16 protein-coding genes and 2 pseudogenes are annotated in these 22,761 nt (G+C 31.1%); all 18 read left to right on the plus strand.

All coding sequences use genetic code 11. The features are described from left to right. Window positions 1–703 precede the first annotated feature (703 nt). The 18 genes and pseudogenes from ACYSNV_RS04545 to ACYSNV_RS04630 all read left to right on the plus strand — a co-directional run bounded on the left by ACYSNV_RS04545 (window position 704) and on the right by ACYSNV_RS04630 (window position 22,745). Entirely contained in the window at window positions 704–1,168 is a 465-nt protein-coding gene (locus tag ACYSNV_RS04545) for a helix-turn-helix domain-containing protein (RefSeq protein ID WP_461761381.1), read from the plus strand. A gap of 523 nt (window positions 1,169–1,691) precedes the next feature. Next, window positions 1,692–2,012, plus strand: a complete 321-nt coding sequence (locus ACYSNV_RS04550; protein ID WP_461761382.1) for a helix-turn-helix domain-containing protein — start codon at window positions 1,692–1,694, stop codon at window positions 2,010–2,012. A 316-nt stretch (window positions 2,013–2,328) separates the two neighbouring features. Continuing rightward, on the plus strand, window positions 2,329–4,275 hold the full coding sequence (locus ACYSNV_RS04555; RefSeq protein ID WP_461761383.1) for a DNA topoisomerase: 1,947 nt from the start codon (window positions 2,329–2,331) through the stop codon (window positions 4,273–4,275). A gap of 297 nt (window positions 4,276–4,572) precedes the next feature. Beyond that, entirely contained in the window at window positions 4,573–5,835 is a 1,263-nt protein-coding gene (locus ACYSNV_RS04560) for an O-antigen ligase family protein (protein WP_461761384.1), read from the plus strand. A gap of 396 nt (window positions 5,836–6,231) precedes the next feature. Beyond that, the gene (locus tag ACYSNV_RS04565) at window positions 6,232–6,540 is read left to right on the plus strand and encodes a DUF4134 domain-containing protein (protein ID WP_461761385.1); all 309 of its coding nucleotides are present in this window, start codon (window positions 6,232–6,234) and stop codon (window positions 6,538–6,540) included. Between the two features lie 11 nt (window positions 6,541–6,551). Beyond that, on the plus strand, window positions 6,552–6,743 hold the full coding sequence (locus tag ACYSNV_RS04570) for a DUF4133 domain-containing protein (protein ID WP_461761386.1): 192 nt from the start codon (window positions 6,552–6,554) through the stop codon (window positions 6,741–6,743). 136 nt (window positions 6,744–6,879) lie between these two features. Further along, a pseudogene (locus ACYSNV_RS04575) lies at window positions 6,880–9,387 on the plus strand (TraG family conjugative transposon ATPase). 380 nt (window positions 9,388–9,767) lie between these two features. Then, window positions 9,768–10,382, plus strand: a pseudogene (locus ACYSNV_RS04580) (DUF4141 domain-containing protein). 2 nt (window positions 10,383–10,384) lie between these two features. Continuing rightward, window positions 10,385–11,374: a conjugative transposon protein TraJ gene (gene traJ, locus ACYSNV_RS04585; protein WP_461761387.1), complete on the plus strand. Its 990-nt coding sequence runs from the start codon at window positions 10,385–10,387 to the stop codon at window positions 11,372–11,374. A 25-nt stretch (window positions 11,375–11,399) separates the two neighbouring features. Then, window positions 11,400–12,023 (plus strand): conjugative transposon protein TraK, encoded by a 624-nt coding sequence (gene traK / locus ACYSNV_RS04590; protein WP_461761388.1) that lies wholly within the window; start codon window positions 11,400–11,402, stop codon window positions 12,021–12,023. 66 nt (window positions 12,024–12,089) lie between these two features. Further along, window positions 12,090–13,361 (plus strand): conjugative transposon protein TraM, encoded by a 1,272-nt coding sequence (traM, locus tag ACYSNV_RS04595; RefSeq protein WP_461761389.1) that lies wholly within the window; start codon window positions 12,090–12,092, stop codon window positions 13,359–13,361. Between the two features lie 33 nt (window positions 13,362–13,394). Continuing rightward, window positions 13,395–14,312: a DUF4138 domain-containing protein gene (locus ACYSNV_RS04600; protein WP_461761390.1), complete on the plus strand. Its 918-nt coding sequence runs from the start codon at window positions 13,395–13,397 to the stop codon at window positions 14,310–14,312. A 328-nt stretch (window positions 14,313–14,640) separates the two neighbouring features. Continuing rightward, window positions 14,641–15,675, plus strand: coding sequence for an LLM class flavin-dependent oxidoreductase (locus ACYSNV_RS04605; protein ID WP_461761391.1), 1,035 nt, complete (start codon window positions 14,641–14,643; stop codon window positions 15,673–15,675). Between the two features lie 612 nt (window positions 15,676–16,287). After that, a complete protein-coding gene (locus ACYSNV_RS04610) occupies window positions 16,288–17,631 on the plus strand; it encodes a nucleotide sugar dehydrogenase (RefSeq protein WP_461761392.1) in 1,344 nt (447 codons plus the stop codon). A gap of 52 nt (window positions 17,632–17,683) precedes the next feature. Further along, window positions 17,684–19,204: an MATE family efflux transporter gene (locus tag ACYSNV_RS04615; RefSeq protein WP_461761393.1), complete on the plus strand. Its 1,521-nt coding sequence runs from the start codon at window positions 17,684–17,686 to the stop codon at window positions 19,202–19,204. Then, window positions 19,204–20,532, plus strand: a complete 1,329-nt coding sequence (locus ACYSNV_RS04620; protein WP_461761394.1) for a Coenzyme F420 hydrogenase/dehydrogenase, beta subunit C-terminal domain — start codon at window positions 19,204–19,206, stop codon at window positions 20,530–20,532. Before ACYSNV_RS04615 ends, ACYSNV_RS04620 begins: the two co-directional genes overlap by 1 nt. A 43-nt stretch (window positions 20,533–20,575) precedes the next feature. Continuing rightward, on the plus strand, window positions 20,576–21,691 hold the full coding sequence (locus ACYSNV_RS04625; protein WP_461761395.1) for a polysaccharide pyruvyl transferase family protein: 1,116 nt from the start codon (window positions 20,576–20,578) through the stop codon (window positions 21,689–21,691). Continuing rightward, on the plus strand, window positions 21,684–22,745 hold the full coding sequence (locus ACYSNV_RS04630; RefSeq protein WP_461761396.1) for a glycosyltransferase: 1,062 nt from the start codon (window positions 21,684–21,686) through the stop codon (window positions 22,743–22,745). The genes ACYSNV_RS04625 and ACYSNV_RS04630 overlap by 8 nt, the downstream gene beginning before the upstream one ends. Window positions 22,746–22,761: the final 16 nt, after the last annotated feature.

The raw sequence follows: 22,761 nt of genomic DNA on the forward strand, positions 1-22,761 counted from the left end.
AATTAAAAAATATCCAAAGCTCTTTTATTCTGCAGGGAAACTTAGTAGACACTACTAAGCTTACCCTTGTTATTGTTTTATGCTTTTGTAAGAGATCTATCCTTGTATTATATAGTTTGGATAATACCAAAAAAGAGTTTACTTTTATTGTTCGAGATAATAATAAACACCTTTTATTTGATATAATGGAACTCATTAATAATCAAAGCAAAGGAAAAAGTGTAATAAAAAAGAATACATCATTTTTTTTTCACTTACCCTATAATGAGAACGAATAATCTATTTAAACCTCATTAAATACAACCTTTTTTAAAATGGTTGAAATTACAAAGTATATAAAATAAAAAATCGCTCACATAATTTATATGAACGATGTTTTGAGTTATGATAACCGTTTCTTGTAAAAAACACGGAGCGGCTCACATTCTCTAACCCTGGGTGTCCTACGCCCGTCTCTAAAATTTAGAGAAACCATTAGATTACGTGAGTACCGCTCGCATGCAGTTCAAAAGTACGAAACTTTTTTGCATGGAGCGACACCACGATTCTCTTGCTGGTGAATTTTAGGACATTCGGGACAAGAAAACATCGTTGAATAAGCAAAAAGCTTATTTGTCGTCATTAATTATGTACAAACATATAAATAATAATTGAAACTACAAAACTTAACTGTGTTTATTTTTTGTAGTTTAAAGAAATAGTTATGTCTTACAGAATTAAATTAGGAAAAGCTTTAAAAATGAAAAGGGAGGAGATAGGACTAAGTCAAAAAAGCTTAAGCTCAGTTATAAACAAGTCTGAACATTTTATTCGTGCGGTAGAGCTTGGAGAAGATGTTCCTATTGATTGTTATATTTCTTATGTTAAGGCTGTAAACTATCCCTTAGATGTCAAACGAGATCTAGGAATTGATGTAAGAAAAACATTAGTTAAAGAAAGTAATATAACAAAATATAAAAAATCAACAAGATTAATTAAAATGCTAATTGAAACAGGATATTTTAGTAGTCCTAGAAGCGTGGGTGAGATTAGAAGTAAGTTAATTAGTGATTACTCTTTATCTGAACTAGTAACTAGCGGAAATATCTCAAACGTTTTAAAACATTTGGTTCAAGCAAATAATTTAAAAGTTGATACGAAGGGGAAAAAACATTTATATTTTAAATAGATACTAATAAAAATAAAATAAAATAAAAAGGCTAGGAGAAAGGAGTTAATATTCCATTTTTCTAGCCTTTTTTGACTTGATTTTGGTTTGTAATTTTATTTTTAAGTTGCATTTTATTGGCCTGTTTTTTTATTAAAATATCTATTTACGCTTTTTAGATAATTTCTTATATCATTTCCGAGTCCTTGAAGGTAATATATTAAGCTTTAATATGTTAAATGATGTTACAGAAACCATGCTGAATATTTTTTTAAGAAAACTTTAACTTTTAAGAGGGTTTTTTACTACAACGCTGATAAACACTGGCTTACACAACAGGTCTAGGGGTATGGGCTAGGTAGGACAAAGGTATGGGCTAGGTAGTATTTTTGCCTTAAAAACTGCTTTTTCTGGTTTTGTGATTTTTTTATTCGAATTTTTTTTGGAATTTGGCTGAACTGAAAAATGCATTATAAATCACCTATTCTGTTGAGATAAATTTATCTAATATTTTGTTTTATTTTTAATTTAATAATTTTAGGCTATGAAGTCAGAAAATTTTTCACGAGATGATTTTGCTCGTGCTGCTGAGGAACTTTATAAATTAGTTTCCCGTATCCGTAGAGATTTGGTACATGGATTATCCAACCATTTAAGTGTTGACGGTATTAAGCTATATGATAGCAAGAAAGTTGCTGATTTATTGTGCGTATCCTTGCGTACATTACAGCGTTATCGTAGCGATGGAAAGATCAAATATCACATTTTTGGTGGTAAAGCTTATTACAAGGATGTAGATGTTAGAAAGTTTCTTAGGGAGGTATTAGATAGACCTTTTAAAGGAGACATTACCATCGAAAAGTAGAATCAGTAGGTAATATAGTACCATTGATTGATTGTTTAATTTAGGTATTAAAAAGGTTCTTATTAGAAATCTTTTGCAACGCTCTTTTCTTACAGTTTGGTTTTTAGTCAAACTAAAGTGGGAATTACTCTTCTTTAGTAAATAAGTAGAGAAAATAAAATTATTTTTCTTGTCAAATAAAATTATTGCAATGGGACAATTGTTAATTTTACCAGACAGGGTCTTAGCTTGGAAACTTGCCTCTCATATCGGGGCACGTAAGAAGGAAAGAGGTTTTTTCAGGGGCAATGGTTACTATGTAACTTGAAGGGCTAGGGTGAATGTAGATGTGGATAGTTTACATCATTATGCGCTTAGCACCTGTGAAAATGAGAATTCTCTCAAAATACCAAGGACTTATTCTCTTGCTATACAGAGATTAAAGGATCCTGAAAAGAGGACTAAGGAACAAGGTTCTTTGTGTCAACTTAAAATTATCCAGCAGCTTTTAGAAAAATGTGAAGATGTTACCGCTGCTTATTACCCTACTTATGAGAATGAACTGTTATTTGGATATTTGTTTGAGTATTTAAAAATTCCAAAATCATCTTATAAGATAGCCTACTTAAATCGCTTATCTTTTTTCAATAAAGATAAATTTACACCACTACAAGCCTGTTCAGCAGTAACAGAGACTTTGTTTCAAACAAGCCATCGTAGTAATTTATTTACAAAAATGGCCGAAATATATGCCAAAGCCCATTTAGCTTATTTAGCACCTAAAGGAAACTTTGATTTACAAATACATGAATTTCCTTTTCTAGCTAAAATATGTCAAAGACATATACAAATAAGGCAGGCAAAAAAACAAGAATTTTATCGTTTAGAGTTTATCTGTCATAGACAGGGGAAAGATTACGTATTTATTTCTGATGAATCTTGGGATCAAAAAGATTTAGCAGAGCATAATTTACGAATGTGTATTAAACTGCCCGACTTTGTTGTTGCTTCTGTAACACACGAAAAGGTAGTTGAATTACCTCCCCCTTTATATGATTTAAGCTCCTTGCAAATTAAAGCACACCAAAAGTATGAACTATCAGCTAGTTACACCTATAAGGTAGTTAAGATGCTATGTGAAAGAGAGTTTCTCAGCAATGCATTAACTTACTCACGTGATATGCCTATGGACTACTGGAACAAGATAAGTAAAGTAGTAAAAGAATTAAATGATTACAAAAGGTATAAAGGCTATATACGTGAGTTAAAGTTAGCTAGGTTTAATCCTGTACACGCCAAGGAAGTAGAGATCTTTGAGCCTACGGGTATTTTCTCTGGTGCATATTGCCCATTTACTCTTAAGTATTCAGAATATCTGATTTACTTTTTGATTACCAGTAGAATACTGGAAAGTGTTTCTGCAGAGTCTAGAAAGACAAAAACGACGGTGACATTAAACGGGGGGTACGTTCCATTTTCTTTAAAAGCTAGTAAAAATGAAGTTTTAGGATGGAGACAAGTACACTGGATAATGAGTGAAGATAAACAAGAGCGCTTTTGCGACCTAAGTGTATTTGATCCATCAGATGTGATAAAAGGGAATCAGTTTAGTATACGTACGTATTCAAAAGAAATAACCTTGCATTGTGAATCAAGTCTTTTACAAGAGATCGAGGATGAGTATAGTATAGATGCTACAGATGAAAACCAGTCTAATTATCAACTGACACATTTAAATTCGGTGGATCGGCTGATTAAACTTGGATTTGTTGAGAATCAAGATGCAGAGTTAGTACCTACTTTAAAAGGGCTAGAGCTTTTTGGATTAATTAAGACTAGTAGAATAAGTTCAACAAGTTTTCTTAAAACAGCGAAATCCTATTTGGATGACTTTAAAAAAGGAAAAATAACTTTATTAGAGTTAGAAAATAAACAGGAGAGTTGGTTAAAACTGATGCTAGATGAGTTACAAAAAATAGAATCGCCTGCTAATAAAGGGGTTTTATACTGTCCAAAGTGTAAAGACTATAGCGTTTATATTAAAAAAGATGCTGCAGAGTGCCAAAGTTTAAGCTGTGATTGGCTATTGGCTAGAAATACCTTTGGTATCCGACTCTCAAAAAATGAAGTTATTGACCTTGTTCAATTACAAAGGACAGTAAAGTTAAGAACAATTCCATTAGGTGATAGGAATATTAAAGCAAGCTTTGTTTTAAATGCAGAGTTTGCTATTGATTTGTTACCTAGGAAAAAATCAAAGAAAGGAGGTGATGCTATTCTGTAAAAGATAATCTGCGTTTTTACTAAAGTTAAAACGCAGATTTTTTATTTTAAAGAATTAGAGTCTGCAATTTCTGTGCTTAATTAATAGATTCTCGATGAAGGATAACCTATAGTAGGAAAATCTACTTTAACACAAACTACAAAAAAATATAAAAACGCAATTTATAATCTTTCAAGATTTGTTAAAAGAGGTAGTCTACTCATAAAAACACTAGTTTTAAATAAATGTTTAAAACAATTAAGGGGGTTACATATATAGAACTTACCTTTGCAAGCGTTAAGTAATAAAAAAACATTCATGGGGAAAAAACTCATTTTTAGTACAACAGGATTATTTTGCTTTTTATTGCCATTAAGTACTAAGTGGGCTAATATAGGTATAGCTTTATTATTTGTTTCTCTATTATTTTATATAATAGAAAATAGAAAAAAGGGAATTCATAAATCTATTTCTTGGCTGTCTATTTTGACAAAAACAACGGGGTTTATAATTGTACTTTTAACAATAGGTTTACTCTACACGGACTACTTTTTTAAAGCAATAAAGTATTACGAGAATTTTAATTCCTATTTGCTACTACCAATTCTTTTTGCCTTTATTCCAAAAGATGTTTTAGAGCATACAAAACATATTGCTTTACGTTATTTTGTTTTAGGTACTATATCGTGTAGTTTACTATTATTAAGTAATAACTTTTATACTTATTTTTTAGAAAAAGGTGGGTTTATAATTGATCGAGAACTTTTTAGTTCTGGGTATACATACGTGAGGTTTTCCTCTTTTCTTAATTTTCACCCAACAATGATAGGTATCTATCTTGTTTTTGGTTTAGTAATTATAAATGAAGTAAAAACGTTATTTAATAAACAGCTGCGAATTGTTTTTAGTACTGTCTTGCTAATGTGCCTTGTGTTTATGAATTCTAGAGTTCCTTTTTTAATACTTGGTGTTTATTTAATATTTAAAGCTTGTTTATTTATATACCTTGTTTTTAAAACTAAAAAGGGTTACAACTCTTTGTTAAGGCGTACTATTTTGGTGTTGTTTATTCTAATGGGTATGGTGTATGCTGTAAAGGATACCTACATATATCAACGATTAACTAAACAAGTAGCTTGGGATTTTTCACAAGATAAAGGTTCACAAAAGAAAATAGAATCCCGTCTTACAAGATGGACAGCCGTTTTAGATATTGCTTTAGAAACGCCTTTAATTGGTAATGGGTCTTTAAGTAAAGACAGTATGGCTTTAAAGGCTTATGAAAAGCATGATCTACAGTATTCATATAAACATAGGTTAACTCCACACAATCAGTTTCTTACCTTCTTTCTGGAATATGGTATTTTTGGTTTAGGTTTATTTTTACTTTTTTTAATCAATCAACTAATTTCTGCTTTTAAAAGTCGAGATGTAGTGTGGGGGGCTTTAATTGCTTTTATAGGTATTGCTTGTTTATTTGATGATATTTTATACTTGAATATTATAGTAATATTTCTAACCTTCTTTTCCAATTTATTCTTCTTCTGTTATTGGAATAAAAATACTTTAGAGCGTAAATAAATTACTTTTCACCCTATTTAAATATTAAAGACCTTTGTTTTTCTATTTAGTTATAGTTAAAACAAAAGGTCTTTTTTTTTTATATAAAACTGTCTATTGGATTTATTAAATTATTCGAATAAACACTATACACATAGGTTTTTACAATTGATGTATAGTCTCAAAGTGTTTATATTGTCTCAATAACTTACAAGTTGATCACAAAGGGGAGGTTTACTTCTTATCACTCTTGAAAAAACATCCATAAATAACATTTTTCAATGTTTTTATGGATGTTTTTTTTGTTCATAAAAGACAATCCATGAAGAGTTAAGACATTGAGAGCTAGTTTACTGAATAAGGCTTTTTTAGTTGGATATTTATCATATGAAAATTAACTAATTAAATAAAAACCTTATGAAAAGACTTTTTTTAAATCAATCTACAGCATCACTTATTTGTTTGCTTGTAACTCTACAAATGCGTAGTCAAGGAAATGGTATAGCAGGTATTACAGAAGCAACCCAGCTTGTTACTTCTTATTTTGATCCAGCCACTAAATTAATTTATGCCATAGGAGCCGTAGCCGGGTTAATAGGTGGGGTAAAGGTTTATAATAAATTCGCTAGTGGAGATCCGGACTCTAGTAAAACAGCAGCGAGTTGGATTGGGGCTTGTATTTTTCTTATTGTGTCAGCCACCATATTACGTTCTTTTTTTCTTTAATATCTAGTAGTATGAAAAAGTATCGCATTTTAAAAGGGGTTGGTAAGCCATTAGAGTTCTATGGATTAAAAGGAGCATACATCTTTTATTTCCTTGGTGGTTTAATCGGTAATTTATTACTAATTGTTGTAATGCACTTAGTGGGATTCCCACCACTGCTTTATTTCTTTACTGCTTCAGTATTAGGCGGCTTTATTCTTTGAAGAGTTTATAGCTATAATAAAATTTATGGTCCCAATGGACTTTTAAAACATAGAGTCCATCGAAAAATCCCGAGATACCTTAAAGCCAGGTTAAGGCTTAAGTATTATTTAAAAAACCTTAATAAAAAAATAGATTATGAGAAGTAGTACCGTAGCAAGTTCATTGGAAAATTTCTTTCCGATTCTAGCAGTTGAAAACAATTGTATAATATCTAAAAATGGCGATGTAACGCTTTGTTTTAAAGTAGATTTACCAGAAATATTTACCTTATCTGAGCAGGATTATGAGTTACTTCACAGCGGATGAACACAAGCAATTAAGGCATTACCTGAGTTTACCATTGTTCACAAACAGGATTGGTTTACTAAAGACACATATAAAAGTGATTTTAACAAAGCTTCAGACAGCTATTTAGATCACAGTAATAAAAAACATTTTAATGAAAGACCTTTTTTAAACCATCAATCCTATGTGTTTATTACCAAGACAACAAGTAATAGAATAAAAGCAACTAGTGCTTTTAGTTCTCTGGTAAAGGGAAGTTTGCTGGATCAAAGTCTTTTAAAGGGTAATATGATATCCGACTTTATAGCCTGTGTTAATCAGTTTCAGAGTATTTTGAATCAAAGTGAGTTAATGCAAATCACCCAATTAAGTGAAGATGAAATTATAGGCACTAAAAAGAAAGCTGGAATTTTCGAGCAGTATTTAAGTCTTTCGTTAGAAAAATCACCAACTATTAAAGATTTAGATATAAGTCCAGATCAGATTCAAATAGGTAATGAAAAGCTTTGTTTTTTCGCATTGGCAGATTTAGATCAATTACCCCAAGAGGTTATGGCTTGTAAAAAATTCGAAAAACTATCCAATGATACCTCTAATTTGCTTTTATCCTTTGCCGCTCCTGTGGGATTGTTACTTAACTGCAATCATATTTACAATCAATATTTATTTATATCAGATAGTAAAGCAAACTTAAAGGACTTGGAAAAAAAAGCAAAAAACATGCAGTCTTTATCCAGGTATAGCAGAGAAAATCAAATTAATAATCAGTGGAGCCAGGAGTATCTTAATATGGCGCACAGTAAGGGATTACTTAGTATAAAGGCTCACTTTAATATAATGATTTGGGCCAATGATAATAATGACTTGGCGCAAATTAGAACAAAGTGTGCCACCCAGATTGCGCAAATGGACGTAACACCTAAGCAAAACTCTGTGGATACTCCTGTCTTGTATTGGGCTGCTATACCGGGAAATAGCGCAGAGTTTCCTAGTGAAGAAAGCTTTTTTAGCTTCGTTGAACCAGCTAGTTGCTTTTTTGTTTTAGAGACCAATTATAAGGACTCTTTATCTGATTTTGGAATAAAGTTATCTGAGCGTTTAAGTGGCAGACCTGTGCATGTTGACTTATCAGACTTGCCCATGAAAAAGGGAATAATTACTAATCGTAATAAATTTATATTGGGTCCCTCTGGTAGTGGTAAGTCTTTTTTTACCAATCATATGCTACGACAATACTATCAACAAGGAGCACATATTGTTTTAGTCGATACCGGGAATTCCTATCAAGGATTGTGTGCGTTAATCAAAGAAGAAAGCCAAAGAAAAGATGGTGCTTATTTCATATACACCGAAGAAAATCCCATATCGTTTAATCCTTTTTATAGCGTTGATAACAAATTTGATATAGAAAAAAAACAGAGTATAAAGGCTCTTGTTTTAACCCTGTGGAAAAGAGAAGAAGATTCTTTTACTAGAGCAGAAGAGGTAGGCTTGTCCAATGCAATAAATGGCTATTTAAAGAACGTACAAGCTAATGTTGTTGTTGCTTGTTTTGATACATTCTATGAGTATTTAAAAACCGAGTATCCTAACGAACTAGATAGACTACAGGTGAGAGAGAAAGATTTTGATTTAAAGGGACTTTTAAATGTGCTACAGCCTTTTTACAAAGGTGGAGAATATGATTTTTTGTTAAACAACAAAGAAGAAATGGATCTATTAAGTAACCGATTTGTAGTTTTTGAGATAGATCAAATCAAAGATCATCCTGTGCTTTTTCCTATTGTGACTATTATTTTAATGGAAGTTTATATCCGTAAGATGCGAAGTTTACAGGGAGTTCGTAAAGTAATTTTAATTGAAGAGGCGTGGAAGGCTATTGCAAAGCAAGGCATGGCATTTTATCTAAAGTATTTATTTAAAACAGTTAGAAAGTTCTTTGGAGAGGCCATCGTAGTTACCCAAGAAGTAGAGGATATTATTAGCTCTGAGATTGTTAAAGAGACCATTATAAACAACTCGGATTGTAAAATTCTTTTAGATCAGCGTAAGTACAGAAATAAGTTTGATAATATCCAAAGTCTTTTAGGGATAAGTGAAAGGGAGAAAGCTCAAATACTTTCTTTAAACCTGAATAATGATCCATTAAGGAACTATAAAGAAGTATGGATAGGTTTAGGAGGTACGCATTCGGCTGTTTATGCCACAGAAGTTAGTTATCCTGAATACTTATGTTATACCACAGAAGAAAAGGAAAAAAAACAGGTTTTAGATTTAACAGAAAATGGAAAAAACTCCTATAGTAATGCAATTAAATTATTAGCAAATCAAAATAGAGTATCTAACCCAGAAATATAGTAATATGATACGATACCGATCCTTTACCAAGATTTTATTTAGGTTTACCCTTTATAAGCTTCTAGATGCATTATGATATTTACCACGATTTTTAAGCTATCGTAGTTTGGTAATGCCATTATATGATAAAGCAAAAAACACCTTTTTTGGTTTATTGTTTTTATTACCCCCTTTTACAAGTCACAGGGTTTATTTTTTACTTAAAAATATTAATGACTTTGTTTTTATTTAAGTGCCTTACAGGCTTTGTTTTTACTTGTTTTTTGTCCCTTACTTAGTTTTAAGTAAGGGATATATTAAACACTTTTTTTTGGGGGGTGTGATTATGTTATTATTAATTATTTAAAAGAGTTATTATGTTGAAAAATAGAGTTTTATTTATGGTTTTTAGTTCATTTATATTTTTTATTCCCCTTGGTGTTTGGGGACAATGAACTGTATATGATCCTGGAAATTTTGCACAAAGTATAATTAATAGTGCCAACGAAATTACCCAAACCTCTTCCACAGTGGCTGGGGTAATGAAAAATTTTCAGGAGATAGAGAAGGTGTATTTACAAAGTAAGGAGCAGTACGATAAATTATTAAGGGTTAATAATCTGGTTCGAGATGCCAAGAAAGTTCAACAAACTGTTTTATTGGTTGGTAATGTTTCCACCATATATGTAGAGAATTTCGCAAAGATGCTAAAAGACCCTAATTTCAGTGCGCAAGAGCTAGTCGCTATAGCTAGTGGCTATGCCATGTTACTTAGTCAAAGTGTAGATCTTTTAAGCGAGTTGAAACAAATAATTAATCCAAGTACCCTTTCATTAACTGATAATGCTAGACTTGAGATAATCGATAGGTTGTATAAAGAGGTTAAAGCATATCATTCTTTGGTAGATTATTATACCAAAAAAACAATATCTATAAGTATTATAAGGTCAAAAAAGTCTAATTCCTCCCAAGCTATATTAGACCTATATGGCACTCGAGGGCAAAAATATTGGTAGTTATGGATCAAGAGAGTCTACACCTAATGTTACGAAATCTTTATGATGATATGCTTCCTTTGACCCAGGATATGGTTACTGTGGCAAAAGTTGTGGCCGCTTTAGGAGCTTTATCCTATATAGCCTTAAGGGTATGGCAATCTTTAGCCAGGGCAGAGCCTGTGGATGTTTATCCTTTATTAAGGCCATTTGCACTGGGGATTTGTATTGTTTTTTTTCCCACACTTGTACTAGGAACCCTTAATACGGTTTTAAGTCCAGTGGTAAAGGGAACTAGTGATATGTTAGAGTCACAAGTGATCGACTTAAAAGTTTTACAGCAAAATAAAGATGCTTTATATAGACAGGCAATGCTAGAAAACCCAGAAACAGCTTTTTTAGTGTCTAATGAGGTATTCGATGCTAAACTACAAGAATTAGGTTGGTCTTTGAGTGATTTAGCCACCATTAGTGGGATGTATGTAGAGAGGGCTATGTATGAGACACAAAAAAGTATAAAAGAAGGTTTTCGTGAGTTTTTAGAAATTTTATTTATGGCCGCGGCTTTAATTATCGATACTATTCGGACTTTCTTTCTTATTGTACTTTCTATTCTAGGGCCGCTTGTCTTTGCAATATCTGTGTGGAAAGGTTTTGAAAATACTTTAGTTTTTTGGATTATGCGCTACGTGAGTGTGTATTTGTGGTTGCCGATTTCCGATTTGTTTAGTGCATTACTGGCTAGGATTCAAACTTTAATTATTCAAAGAGATATAACAATGTTACAAGATCCTAGTTTAGCTTTTGATAGTTCGAATTCTTTGTATGTAATTTTTATGCTAATAGGGGTTTTAGGTTATTTAACAATCCCTACCGTAAGTTCTTGGGTTATTCAAGCAAGTGGAGTTGGCGCTTACCTTGGAAATATTAACAGTGGGGCTGTAAAAGTTACTAATGTTATAAGTAGTGTCAAATCTGGTATAAACGGGGTGAGTGGAAAGCTCTTAAAATAAATTAATCACTAAATAATAGAAGGTTATGGAGTTTAAATCTTTAAAGAATATTGAGAGTAGTTTTAATCGAATTCGACTTTTTACTTTTTCATTTATTGCTTTTTGCACCCTTGTTGTCTTGGGCTCGCTTTGGGCTAGTTTTTCTTTTGCTGCAAAGCAAAGAGAGAAAATTTATGTGTTAGACCAAGGTAAATCCTTGATTCTAGCTTTGTCTCAGGATGTGGCTATTAATCGTCCTGTGGAAGCCAGAGAACATGTTAGAAGGTTTCATGAACTTTTCTTTAGTTTATCTCCAGATAAAGCGGCCATTGAAAGTAATATTCAAAGAGCTTTGTATTTGAGTGATAAAAGTGCTTTTAAATACTATAAAGACTTATTGGAAAATGGATACTATACCAGAATTATTTCGGGAAATGTACAACAACGTGTTGAAATAGATAGCATAAGAATATCATTTGATACCTATCCATATAAAACCATTACGTATGCTAATCAATACATAATTCGGGCTAGTAATGTTACAAAAAGAAGTTTAATTACCAGTTTGGAGTTAAGCTCCTCGATCCGATCGGATAATAATCCCCAAGGTTTTATTATAGAAAACTTGGTGGTAATACAAAACAAAGATATACAGGTAATTAACCGTTAAGAGGTTATCTGGATAATGTATCCTTTGATTAAGCTAATTTATTAATTCCTTTTAATTTGTTCTATCATGGCAAAATCGGTTGTACGTCAAAAAAAGAAGCAAAAATATCTACCTGGTTTAAAGCATCCTTCTAAAACAAGAGATTTAAAGAAGTTTATAGTTTACACATTACTTGCCATACTGTTTCTCTTATCCCAATGGTTAATTTTTAAATCCTCAAAAAAAGAGTTTATAATATCAGATGATGTACCTGAGGCTTCTTCGTTACAAATGCAAAATGATAAGATTAAAGTTTATGAAACTTCTTTGTGGGAAAACAAAAATTCAAACCAAGATGGTTTATTACAGAGCCTAGAAATTACTCTTGATTCAACTAATGGTACTTTACAAGAAATACCACTGCCTCAGGTAGCTTTAAATGAAGAAGAGAATTCATTAAAACAAGCCATGTTAAACTATGCAAAAACAAGAACTCTTGTAGATGATTTTTACAAGCAAGAGGCTATCTTTAGTCAACCCAGTGAGTTTACTCTTCCAAAACCATCGACCCCGTCTTTTTCACACTCTGAGCCTTTAGTAAATAGCTCCTCTTTAGAAGATCAGTTGGAATTTGTTGAGAAATCTTTTGAAATTGCTTCTAGATATTTACCTAAAGATTCAAATTTACCAGCAGTTAATTTACCTAGTAGTAATCTTAATTTTGGTAAAAATTCCAAAGTGGAAGTAACCCCTTTAAAAGTAGATGTTGTATCTAAACTTGAGAGAAAATTACCTATTGGAATTTCTGATGTGACAGATTCAGTTGCTTTTACCACTAATGGTTTTTATAGTGTAGAGGATTTAAATCAAGCCCAAAAACTTATGGAAAATGCTCTTTTGGTTTATATAAAAGAGAATCAAACATTAGTTAATAAAGGCAGTGTCAAACTTGGTGTCTTACAAGATGTTAGAATTAATGGGAGAATACTAACCAAAGAAACCACCTTACACGCAGTGGCTGTAGTTCAAAACGATAGACTTCAGCTTTATATCGAGAGTATTATTCTTGAAGGTGTTTTAACCAATGTTGACTTTACAGGGTACGATCTAACTGGACAAAGAGGTTTGGAGGTGTTTAATGTTAAAAATGTAAGTGTAGGTAAGGAGATACTAGGTAATATGGGGCAGAGTGCGCAAACAAGTATTTCTATTTTAAATCCATTAAAAGATCAAATAGCTACTGATTTAACCAGGAGTGCTTTAAATGGTGTGGCAGGATACTTCTCTAAAAAACAAAGAACGGTTCGAGTTAAGTTAAAAAAAGGACAAGAATTGTATTTAATGGCGCAGGTTAAATAAGTAATCTGTTTTTAACTTTTAAATTATATACTCATGAATAAATTACTCGCTATAATTGGTTTGTTATTTATACAAGGTATCACTGCTCAAAGTACAAAAGGCGACTTTAAATTACAAGGCGGTCACATAGGTGCTTATCCCATTGAAATAACCCATAATAAAACGACGCATTTATTGTTTAATTCTCCAATAGCTTATGTGGATTTGGGCAGTCACGAAATACTTGCCAGTAGAGTTGACCCTGCTCACAATGTATTAAGAGTAAAGGCTGTTTCTAATAGTATGGCACCGACTAATTTCACAGTAATCACAAATAAAGGAGATTTTTATAACTTTGATGTGAGCTATGCCTTAGAACCAAAATCCTTAAGCTATGATTTAAATAAGTTAGTGCTAGAAAAAGACAACACCACCAGTGAGTATTTGGTAAATGATTCTTGGGAAACACAAACTACTAGTATGCAATTAACGGACTTTGATCAAAGTGACCTTAAACAGATTAAGTGTGTAGTACAAAACATTATAAATAGTCAAAACAATTATTTGAATGTTGTTGGGAAAAATGACTTTTTTAAAGCAAGCTTAAAAAGTATTTATACCCACAATAAAGTGCTTTATTTTCATTTTAATATTCAAAATAGAGCTTATAAAAATCTAGAAATTGATAAGGTCAACTTCCGAATTAACACTAGGGAAAGCTTAAAAGGAGTTTTAAATCAAAGCAAAGAGGTTAATGTACTGTATAGCCTACCAAACCACTTAGATTTACAATCTTTTCAAAAAGTAGCATTAGGTATAGCAATAAGCGACTTTGATCTGGCTAAAGATCAAGTATTAACTATAGAATTTACATTTAAAGATAGCAGAGATACTACTTTGATTGTTGTGAAGCCTTTTTATTTCTCAGATATCAGGATTTGGAAAGATGCTAGTAATTCCTGTATAGATTAAACCCAGAGAGGTTCTTTAAATTAGATGTGTTCCTTTTTTATTGTTTATATTTTTTAAGGATGCTGCGTAATATTAATGCGTGGCATCTTTTTATTTTAAATGACTTTATTAGAGTTAGTTATGCAGATATTGTGATGTAACTTCCTAGGAGATTCAGAAATAAATAATTATAGATTTAAATCTGTCCCTTTATTGCTAACTTGTAGATTAGTTTTTTGTAAATTTAATACAGTGTTTCTAAAATGGGTAGTACTTCTTAATGTAGATTAAGGGATGCTAGTGATTTTTTAAAGTAAATTTGTTATACAAAAAATATAAAAAAGAAGTTATGGAAATAGGAATTAGCATGTTTGGAGATTTACGATTTAATAACCAAACTCATAAATATGAATCTGCAGGAGTAAGAATGCAGGAGTTAATAGAAGAAATTAAATTAATGGACCAAGTAGGGTTAGATGTCTTTGGAATTGGGGAGCATCATAGACCAGATTACGTGGTGTCCACCCCAGAGATAATACTTGCAGCGGCAGCTAGTGTGACTAAAAATATTAAACTTACTAGTGCAGTTAGTGTGCTTAGCTCTAGTGATCCTGTACGATTATACCAATCTTTTTCTAGTGTAGATTTAATTTCAAAAGGCAGAACTGAAATAACAGTAGGAAGAGGAAGTTTTATAGAGTCGTTTCCTTTGTTTGGTTTAGATTTAGAAAAATACAGCGAGATATTTAGTGAAAAATTAGAATTGTTATTAAAAATTAATAATACCAATGGACCAATAACCTGGGAGGGTGAATTCCGACCTGCCTTAAAAGACCAAGAAATATTTCCAAGACCAGAAAAACCAATGGATATATGGATTGCAGCAGGTGGTACTCCTGAGAGTGTTGGTAGAGCTGCTAAATTAGGTCTACCCTTAGTTTTTGCAATTATTGGAGGAATGCCAATTCAGTATAAACCTTTTTTCGATTATTATAAGGCTGAATATCTAAGCGCTGGACATGATCCTGCGAAAATGCAAATAGCAACGCATTCTCATGGATTACTTGGTTTAGATGCCGATGTGTTATCTAAAGATTACTTCCCAATTTATAAGTCTCAAATGGATCATATTGGTTCATCAAGAGGGTGGCAACCTTATACCTATGAGCAGTATGAATATGGTCGTGAGAAAGAAGGAGCTTTATTTATTGGAGATGCAAACCAGGTGATCGATAAAGTATTATACCAACAAGAGCTTTTTGGTCTCACTAGATGGCTTATGCATATGGACCTTGGAGCGCCTAATCATAAAACGATTATGAAAAGTATTGAAATTTTAGGTGATAAAGTAGCCCCAGCTATTAAAAAAGCGTTGAATAAGTAATTAAATACTTGTGTGAGTACAGACACAGGCGAAACAATCGCTTGAAATAAATCTGTTTAAGTTTTAGGAATACCTCAAAAAGTGTCTAACTTTTTGAGGTGTTTTTTTTGATATAATACAGACCGTATCCTTAAAAAATGGAATTACAATCATAAAGTACTTTTATAAATTTTTTTTAGTTAATGGTAATAAAAAAGTTGTACTTTTTTAACAAATTGTAATAAGGGGCAATACTGTTTCAGTAATCTTAATAAATAGAGTAGTTCCCTTTTTATGTGTTTGGATTACATGAAGACTTTTTTAATAAATATTATAAGTTTCAATATTCTATAAATTGGTTATTCTAATACAAGTTGCTTGAAATTATTGTTTTGTTTTTATTTATTTTAAAATATTCTATTATTTGTGCTAAATCATAGAATATCTTATTTTTTGTCAAATAGCTGTCTTTGTAATAATAGGAAATAGCATATGGTATTCACTTAATATATTTGTGTATTGACTTATTTTGTGGGAAAATATAAGGTTATAATCAACTAATAGTTTACTTTTGTTTTTCTTTAGAAAATATTAGCACTTTTTACAAATGAGCTTCTCTAAACTTAAAGAAAAATGGAAAAGAAGTATAAAATAGCGATAATTGGACAAGGATATGTAGGATTGCCTCTAGCAATGGCTTTTTCCGAGTATTACCCTGTTGTTGGATATGACATTGATTCAAATCGTGTGGCATTACTAAATAAAGGTAGTGATCTAACAAAAGAGGTTGATAAGGATTTATTAACTAAGGCATTGGAAAGATATAAAACTTCCAAAGGCGAATTGGGTTATATAGCTAGTGATAGTCCTGAATCCATTGCCAACGCGAATGTTTATATTGTAACTGTGCCAACTCCAATTGACCAGTTTAATGCGCCAGATTTGACCCCACTAAAAAGAGCTTCTACATTAATTGGACAGATTCTTAAAAAAGGGGATATTGTTATTTATGAATCTACTGTTTATCCAGGTTGTACTGAAGAAGAATGTATTCCTGTATTAGAAAAGGAATCTAAACTAGTGTATAATAAAGATTTTTTTGTTGGGTATTCACCTGAACGCATTAACCCTGGAGATAAAGTAAACACTTTAGAAACTATTGTAAAAGTTACCTCAGGTAGTACAGAATCTATTGCCGAAGAAATCGATAAACTTTATAAAAAAATTATAAAGGCAGGAACCCATAAAGCTACATCAATAAAAGTAGCTGAGGCTGCTAAGGTTATTGAAAATGCCCAAAGAGATGTAAACATTTCTTTTGTAAATGAATTAGCTCTTATTTTTGATAGAATTGGTATTGATACAAATGAAGTATTAGAAGCGGCAGGAACTAAATTTAATTTTTTAAAATTTAAACCTGGCCTTGTAGGAGGGCATTGTATTTCAGTTGACCCTTATTATTTGGCGCATAAAGCAATTCAATTAGGCTACTATCCTGACGTGATTTTATCTGGAAGAAGAGTGAATGATGAAATACCTATTTTTATTGCATCTAAAGTTGTTAAACTTATGATACAAAAAGGTATAGATGTGAGTAAATCCCGATTATTAATTTTAGGTTTTGCCTTTAAAGAGAATTGTCCAGATACTAGGAATACGAAGGTTGCGAAAATTTATGAAGAACTTATATCTTATGGAATAGAAGTTGTTATTTATGATCCTTGGGTCAATGCTGATGAAGTGAAAAGAGATTTTAATATAGAGGTTATAACGGATTGTCGTGAGGCATTACAATCTCGATTTTTAAGAAGAGATCATAGATATGGGAAAACAAGTCAATGTTTTGATGGTGTTATTTTAGCAACTGCACATCGAGAATTAATAGAATTAGATATTCAAAGTTTAATCGAAAAATCTGGTATTATTTTCGATGTTAAAGGTGTTTTGAACAAAATTCACATTGAAGGGCGGCTATGAAAGGAGTATTTGTTTTTAATACATGCAAATTATTTAATAGATTAAAATATATATGTCTAGTTCTAAACAAATAGCTAAAAATTCTCTGTTTTTGTACTTTCGCATGTTTCTAATAATGGGAGTTACACTCTATACTTCAAGAGTAATTCTTGAGCAATTAGGAGTTTCCGATTATGGTATATATAGTTTAGTTGGCGGAGTGGTAGCTATGTTAGGATTCTTTAACTCGGCGATGACATCTGCTACTCAGCGTTATTTATCTTTTGATATTGGCGAAGGAAATGAAGTTAAGTTGCAGAAAACTTTTAGTGCAACCTTAACTATTCATTATTTAATATCTTTTATAGCACTATTATTAGCAGAGACACTTGGATTGTGGTATATTAACTACGAGATGGTTTATCCTTTAGAGAGAACATTTGCTGTTAACGTAGTATATCAATTTTCAGTCTTTACTTTTTTAGTAAGTGTAGTTCAAGTTCCTTACAATGCTTTGATTATAGCAAGAGAACGGATGAGCGTATATGCCTATGTTAGTATAATAGAAGTGTTTTTTAAATTGATTATAGTTTTTTTATTAAGTCTCGGAAGTGATAAGTTAATATTATATTCTATTTTAGTGTTCGTAGTTACTTTTATAATGCGAATAGTTTATAAGCTATATTGTAAAAATAATTTTAAAGAGAGTAGGTATAAATTTGAATATAACCTTCCCTATTTTTCTGAATTATTAATTTATTCCGGATGGAATTTATTTGGTAATTTTGCTGTTGTAGCTAGAGGACAGGGGATAAATATACTACTTAATCTGTTTTTTGGCACACTTGTCAACGCTGCATACGGAATAACTATGCAGGTCCAATCTGCAGTCTATATGTTTGTTAATAACTTTCAAATGGCTGTAAATCCACAAATAATTAAATTGTATGCTAAAGATGAGAAGGAAAGGATGGTAAACTTAATTTTTCAAAGTTCTAAGCTTTCGTTTATGTTGATTTTGCTGTTGGTTTTTCCATTAGTATTTAACATTAATATTGTATTAGAAATATGGTTAGGTAAAGTTCCATTATTAACAAATATATTTTGTAAGTTGGCTCTAATATGTGTTTTGATTGATAGTTTATCCGGGTCTTTAATGACTGGGGTTCAGGCTTCAGGTAATATTAAAAACTATCAGGTTGTTGTTGGCATAATAGTTTTTTTGAATTTACCAATTTCTTTTATGCTACTAAAGTATTCAGCTTCTGATGCGTCTGTAGTTTTTATGATTATGGTTGCTCTGGCGGTAGTAGCTTTGATTTTTAGAGTTTATTTCCTTAAAAAAATATTGTATTTCAGCATAATTAATTATTGTAAAGATGTAATTGTACCGTGCTTAATTATTACTGTTTTGAGTACATGTGTTTTTACAATTGTCGATGTAAAATTAGAGATAAAAATTTTAAATTTTGCTGTAAATAGTATTTTACAGATATTCATATGTTTGGTGGGAATATACCAAATAGGATTGAGTAAAAAAGAGCAACTGTTTTTAAAAGATATTTTAATATCAAAATTCAAAAAAAATATTTAATGGTAGAAATTAAAGATATTATACAGGCTGATTTATGTGTGGGATGCGGGATGTGTTTGTCAGAATCTGTAGGAGGTGAAATGATTTGGGATGATAATGGTTTTTTAGTCCCAGATTTTCGTAATGTTTTTAATGAAAAGGCAATCAAATTATGTCCATTTAATCCATCTCCAGATGAAGAAGTTAAAGATGAAGATAAAATAGCAAAATTATTTTTAACTGATGCAGTTCAACAAGATGAACTTATCGGTAAATATTCTCAATTATATGTTGGGTTCTCAACAAAGTATAGAGAACAATCCTCGTCAGGTGGAATTGCTACTTATGTTTTTGAACAGCTTTTAACTCAAAAAATTGTTGATCATATTTATGTAGTGAAAGAGTTGAATGGGTCTTATGGTTATCAGCTTGTAAGCAGTGTAGAGAGTATAAGGAAAATATCTAAAACAAGATATATTCCCGTTAGTTTAGCTGGGTTGTTTTCTGCTATTAAGGCTGTGGAGGGACGAATAGCTTTATCGGGTGTAGCGTGTTTTATAAAGGCTGTCAGATTGAAGCAACATTATGATCCTGCTTTTAGGGAGAAAACTCCTTTTTTAATAGGTATTATTTGCGGAGGCTTAAAAAGTAATTTCTTTACTGATTATTTGGCAAAAAGGGCTGGAATAGCAGGAGAGTATGTTAAACAAGAATATAGAATTAAAAACCCGCATGGAACAGCATCTGATTATTCTTTTGGAGCGTATTCAAAGGATAATTTAAATAAAATGAAAACTACTAGAATGCAATTGCTTGGTGATATGTGGGGCTCAGGATTATTTAAAGCTAATGCTTGTGACTTTTGTACTGATGTTACAACAGAGTTGGCAGATATTTCTCTTGGTGATGCTTGGTTAGAACCATATTCACAGGATGGTTTAGGGACAAGTGTGATTGTTGCTAGATCATTAAAAGCCAATGATATAATTCGAAAAGGGATCAAAAATAAAGAGCTAGAAGTTGAAATACTTACGTTAGAGAGATTTAAAGCTTCACAACAAGGAAGTTTTAATCACCGACAGAAAGGATTAAAATATAGATATAAATACCTAACAAATTCTAGTATAGCTCCAAGTATAAGAACTAGGTTTTTTGAAGATATCAGTTTTGATTTTAGAATTGTTCAGAGGTTAAGACTAAAATTGCGAAAAAAAAGTTTCAAAGTTTGGAAGAAACATAATAATCCTGAATTATTCGAACAAGCTCTTTCTAGAGATAGGACTATTCTAAGGAGGAGTAGTTTATTAAATCACAGAATAAGAAAAGTAAAAAAATTATTAGGTTTTTAGTATTATGACATTTTTAAAAGAAAATAATAAGAAAGTTGGTATATTGACACAGCCTCTAATCTCGAATTATGGTGGAATTTTGCAAAATTTTGCTTTACAGAAAGCATTAAAAAAAATGGGATATGAAGTTGAAACCATTAATAGGATTGAATCGAGAGGTACTTTACATACGTATCTTAGAAAAATCAAGCAGTATTTGTTAAAGCATACTAATGATAAAATATTAACTAATAGACAAATCTATATTTGTGGGAAATTCAGTAGAAGATTTATAAATAGTTATATTACAAAAATTGATATTGTTAACCCTACAGATAGTAAATTACTAAAAATTGTTCAGTCACATAATTATGACACAGTTATTGTGGGAAGTGATCAAGTTTGGAGACCAAAATATGCGATAGACATTTATCATGATTATTTGTCTTTCTTAGAGAATAACTCAGATATTAATAAGGTTGCTTATGCGGCTTCTTTGGGAACAGATGACTGGGAGTATTCTGATAGTGAATCTTTTCGTTGCTCAGATTTGAGTAAGCAATTTAATGCAATTAGTGTTCGGGAGAAGTCGGCAATTGATTTATTATTTGACAAGTTAGGTGTTAATTCTTGTTTAGTGGTTGATCCTACACTTCTTTTAAAGAAAGAGGATTATATTTCAATTATTAGTGCACAAGGTAAAACTGTTACAAACAAAAATGGTATTTACACTTATATCCTTGATAGAAGTGGAGAAAAGCAGAAAATTATTGATAGAGTTGCTGAACTACGCGGCGATCCAGTATTTTCAAGTCAACCTAATGTGATGCTTAAGGGTGCGCGTAATATTCCATTTTCAGAGAAGGAATTTATTTATCCTCCTATTGAGGATTGGTTAAATGGATTTTATACTGGTGATTTTATTATTACAGATTCGTTTCACGGTACTGTATTTTCAATTATTTTTAATAAACCTTTTATTGCTATTGCAAATAGGGAGCGTGGCAAGGCGCGTTTTTTATCTCTTCTTAGCTTATTTGGTCTTGAGAGTAGGTTGGTAGAGTCTTTTGATGACATACATGAAAATTTAATAAATGAAACTATTGATTTTGAAGTAGTAAATCAAAAAGTAGACGAAATGCGTAATGTATCTTATAATTTTATTAAACAAAATGTATAATTATGATGATTTAATCTCAATAGTGATTCCTGTTTACAATGCTGAGAAGTATTTAGGAGCATGTATTGATTCAGTAGTTAATCAATCTTATAAAAAGATTGAAATTATATTAGTTAATGATGGATCAGTAGATGGGTCTAGTGAAATTTGCGATTTATTTGCTAATAAATATAGTAATATTAAAGTCATACATCAGGAAAATCAAGGGGTTAGTTTAGCAAGGAATAATGGACTTAAGATTTGTTCTGGTAGATGGGTAACTTTTGTCGATTCGGATGATTATATTGAATCGAACTTTATACTTAGCTTTATTGAATTGGGGTTATCTAGAGATTGTCTTATTATTCAAGATATTAAGGAGAAGAAACTAAATGGTGTTATAAGTGTGATTAAAGGCAGTGTTTATGGAAGTTTTAAAATTAGTCAATTGGAAGATTTAATTAGCTCTGGTGATATTCTTTCAAAAAGATACGTTTGTTGTAAATTTTATAATATAGACGTAATAAGAGAGAATAATGTGACTTTTAAAGAAGGTATTAAATATGGAGAAGATTTGATTTTTTTCCTAGAATACTTACTTGCAGTTAAGAAAATTATTATTTCAAATACAGCTCATTATATCTATAGAAGAAATGACTCTTCCGCAACCTATAAAATTTTCACTTTTGGGCAGTACGATCAAATAATTGTAGAGTTAGAGTCCGTTATATTTAAGTTACAGAAAAAATATAGTTTGCAGGATAATTTTAAAGTAAAGGAATTGTTAGGAATGTTTAATTGGCTAGCTATTGTCTCTATTTTTTATCGTAGTAGTTTAACGTCGCGAGAACGCGTTAATTATTTAGAAAAACTAAAATCTAGAGAAACGTTTTCTTATGCGCAAAATTATCTGGTGAAGAGGAGGTTTCATTTTTTTGAAATATTTGCTTTAAAGCAGATTTGGAAAGAGAATTATACTATTGTAAGTAGTTTTTTACCTTTATATTTAGCTAGTTATTTTAAATTACGTTCTTCGAAGAATTCTCTGATGAAAAAATTTGTTAAAATAAACTGAGTTTTGTATTATAATA

It is taken from the genome of Myroides sp. LJL119 (assembly GCF_054871605.1).

Bases quoted from the DNA above. Each gene is read 5' to 3' on its own strand.
- ACYSNV_RS04620 (WP_461761394.1), top strand. From the start codon at position 19,204: ATGGTAGAAATTAAAGATATTATACAGGCTGATTTATGTGTGGGATGC.
- ACYSNV_RS04600 (WP_461761390.1), top strand. From the start codon at position 13,395: ATGAATAAATTACTCGCTATAATTGGTTTGTTATTTATACAAGGTATC.
- ACYSNV_RS04605 (WP_461761391.1), top strand. From the start codon at position 14,641: ATGGAAATAGGAATTAGCATGTTTGGAGATTTACGATTTAATAACCAA.
- traJ (WP_461761387.1), top strand. From the start codon at position 10,385: ATGGATCAAGAGAGTCTACACCTAATGTTACGAAATCTTTATGATGAT.
- traK (WP_461761388.1), top strand. From the start codon at position 11,400: ATGGAGTTTAAATCTTTAAAGAATATTGAGAGTAGTTTTAATCGAATT.
- ACYSNV_RS04610 (WP_461761392.1), top strand. From the start codon at position 16,288: ATGGAAAAGAAGTATAAAATAGCGATAATTGGACAAGGATATGTAGGA.
- ACYSNV_RS04615 (WP_461761393.1), top strand. From the start codon at position 17,684: ATGTCTAGTTCTAAACAAATAGCTAAAAATTCTCTGTTTTTGTACTTT.
- ACYSNV_RS04570 (WP_461761386.1), top strand. From the start codon at position 6,552: ATGAAAAAGTATCGCATTTTAAAAGGGGTTGGTAAGCCATTAGAGTTC.
- ACYSNV_RS04560 (WP_461761384.1), top strand. From the start codon at position 4,573: ATGGGGAAAAAACTCATTTTTAGTACAACAGGATTATTTTGCTTTTTA.
- traM (WP_461761389.1), top strand. From the start codon at position 12,090: ATGGCAAAATCGGTTGTACGTCAAAAAAAGAAGCAAAAATATCTACCT.
- ACYSNV_RS04545 (WP_461761381.1), top strand. From the start codon at position 704: ATGTCTTACAGAATTAAATTAGGAAAAGCTTTAAAAATGAAAAGGGAG.
- ACYSNV_RS04565 (WP_461761385.1), top strand. From the start codon at position 6,232: ATGAAAAGACTTTTTTTAAATCAATCTACAGCATCACTTATTTGTTTG.
- ACYSNV_RS04550 (WP_461761382.1), top strand. From the start codon at position 1,692: ATGAAGTCAGAAAATTTTTCACGAGATGATTTTGCTCGTGCTGCTGAG.
- ACYSNV_RS04630 (WP_461761396.1), top strand. From the start codon at position 21,684: ATGTATAATTATGATGATTTAATCTCAATAGTGATTCCTGTTTACAAT.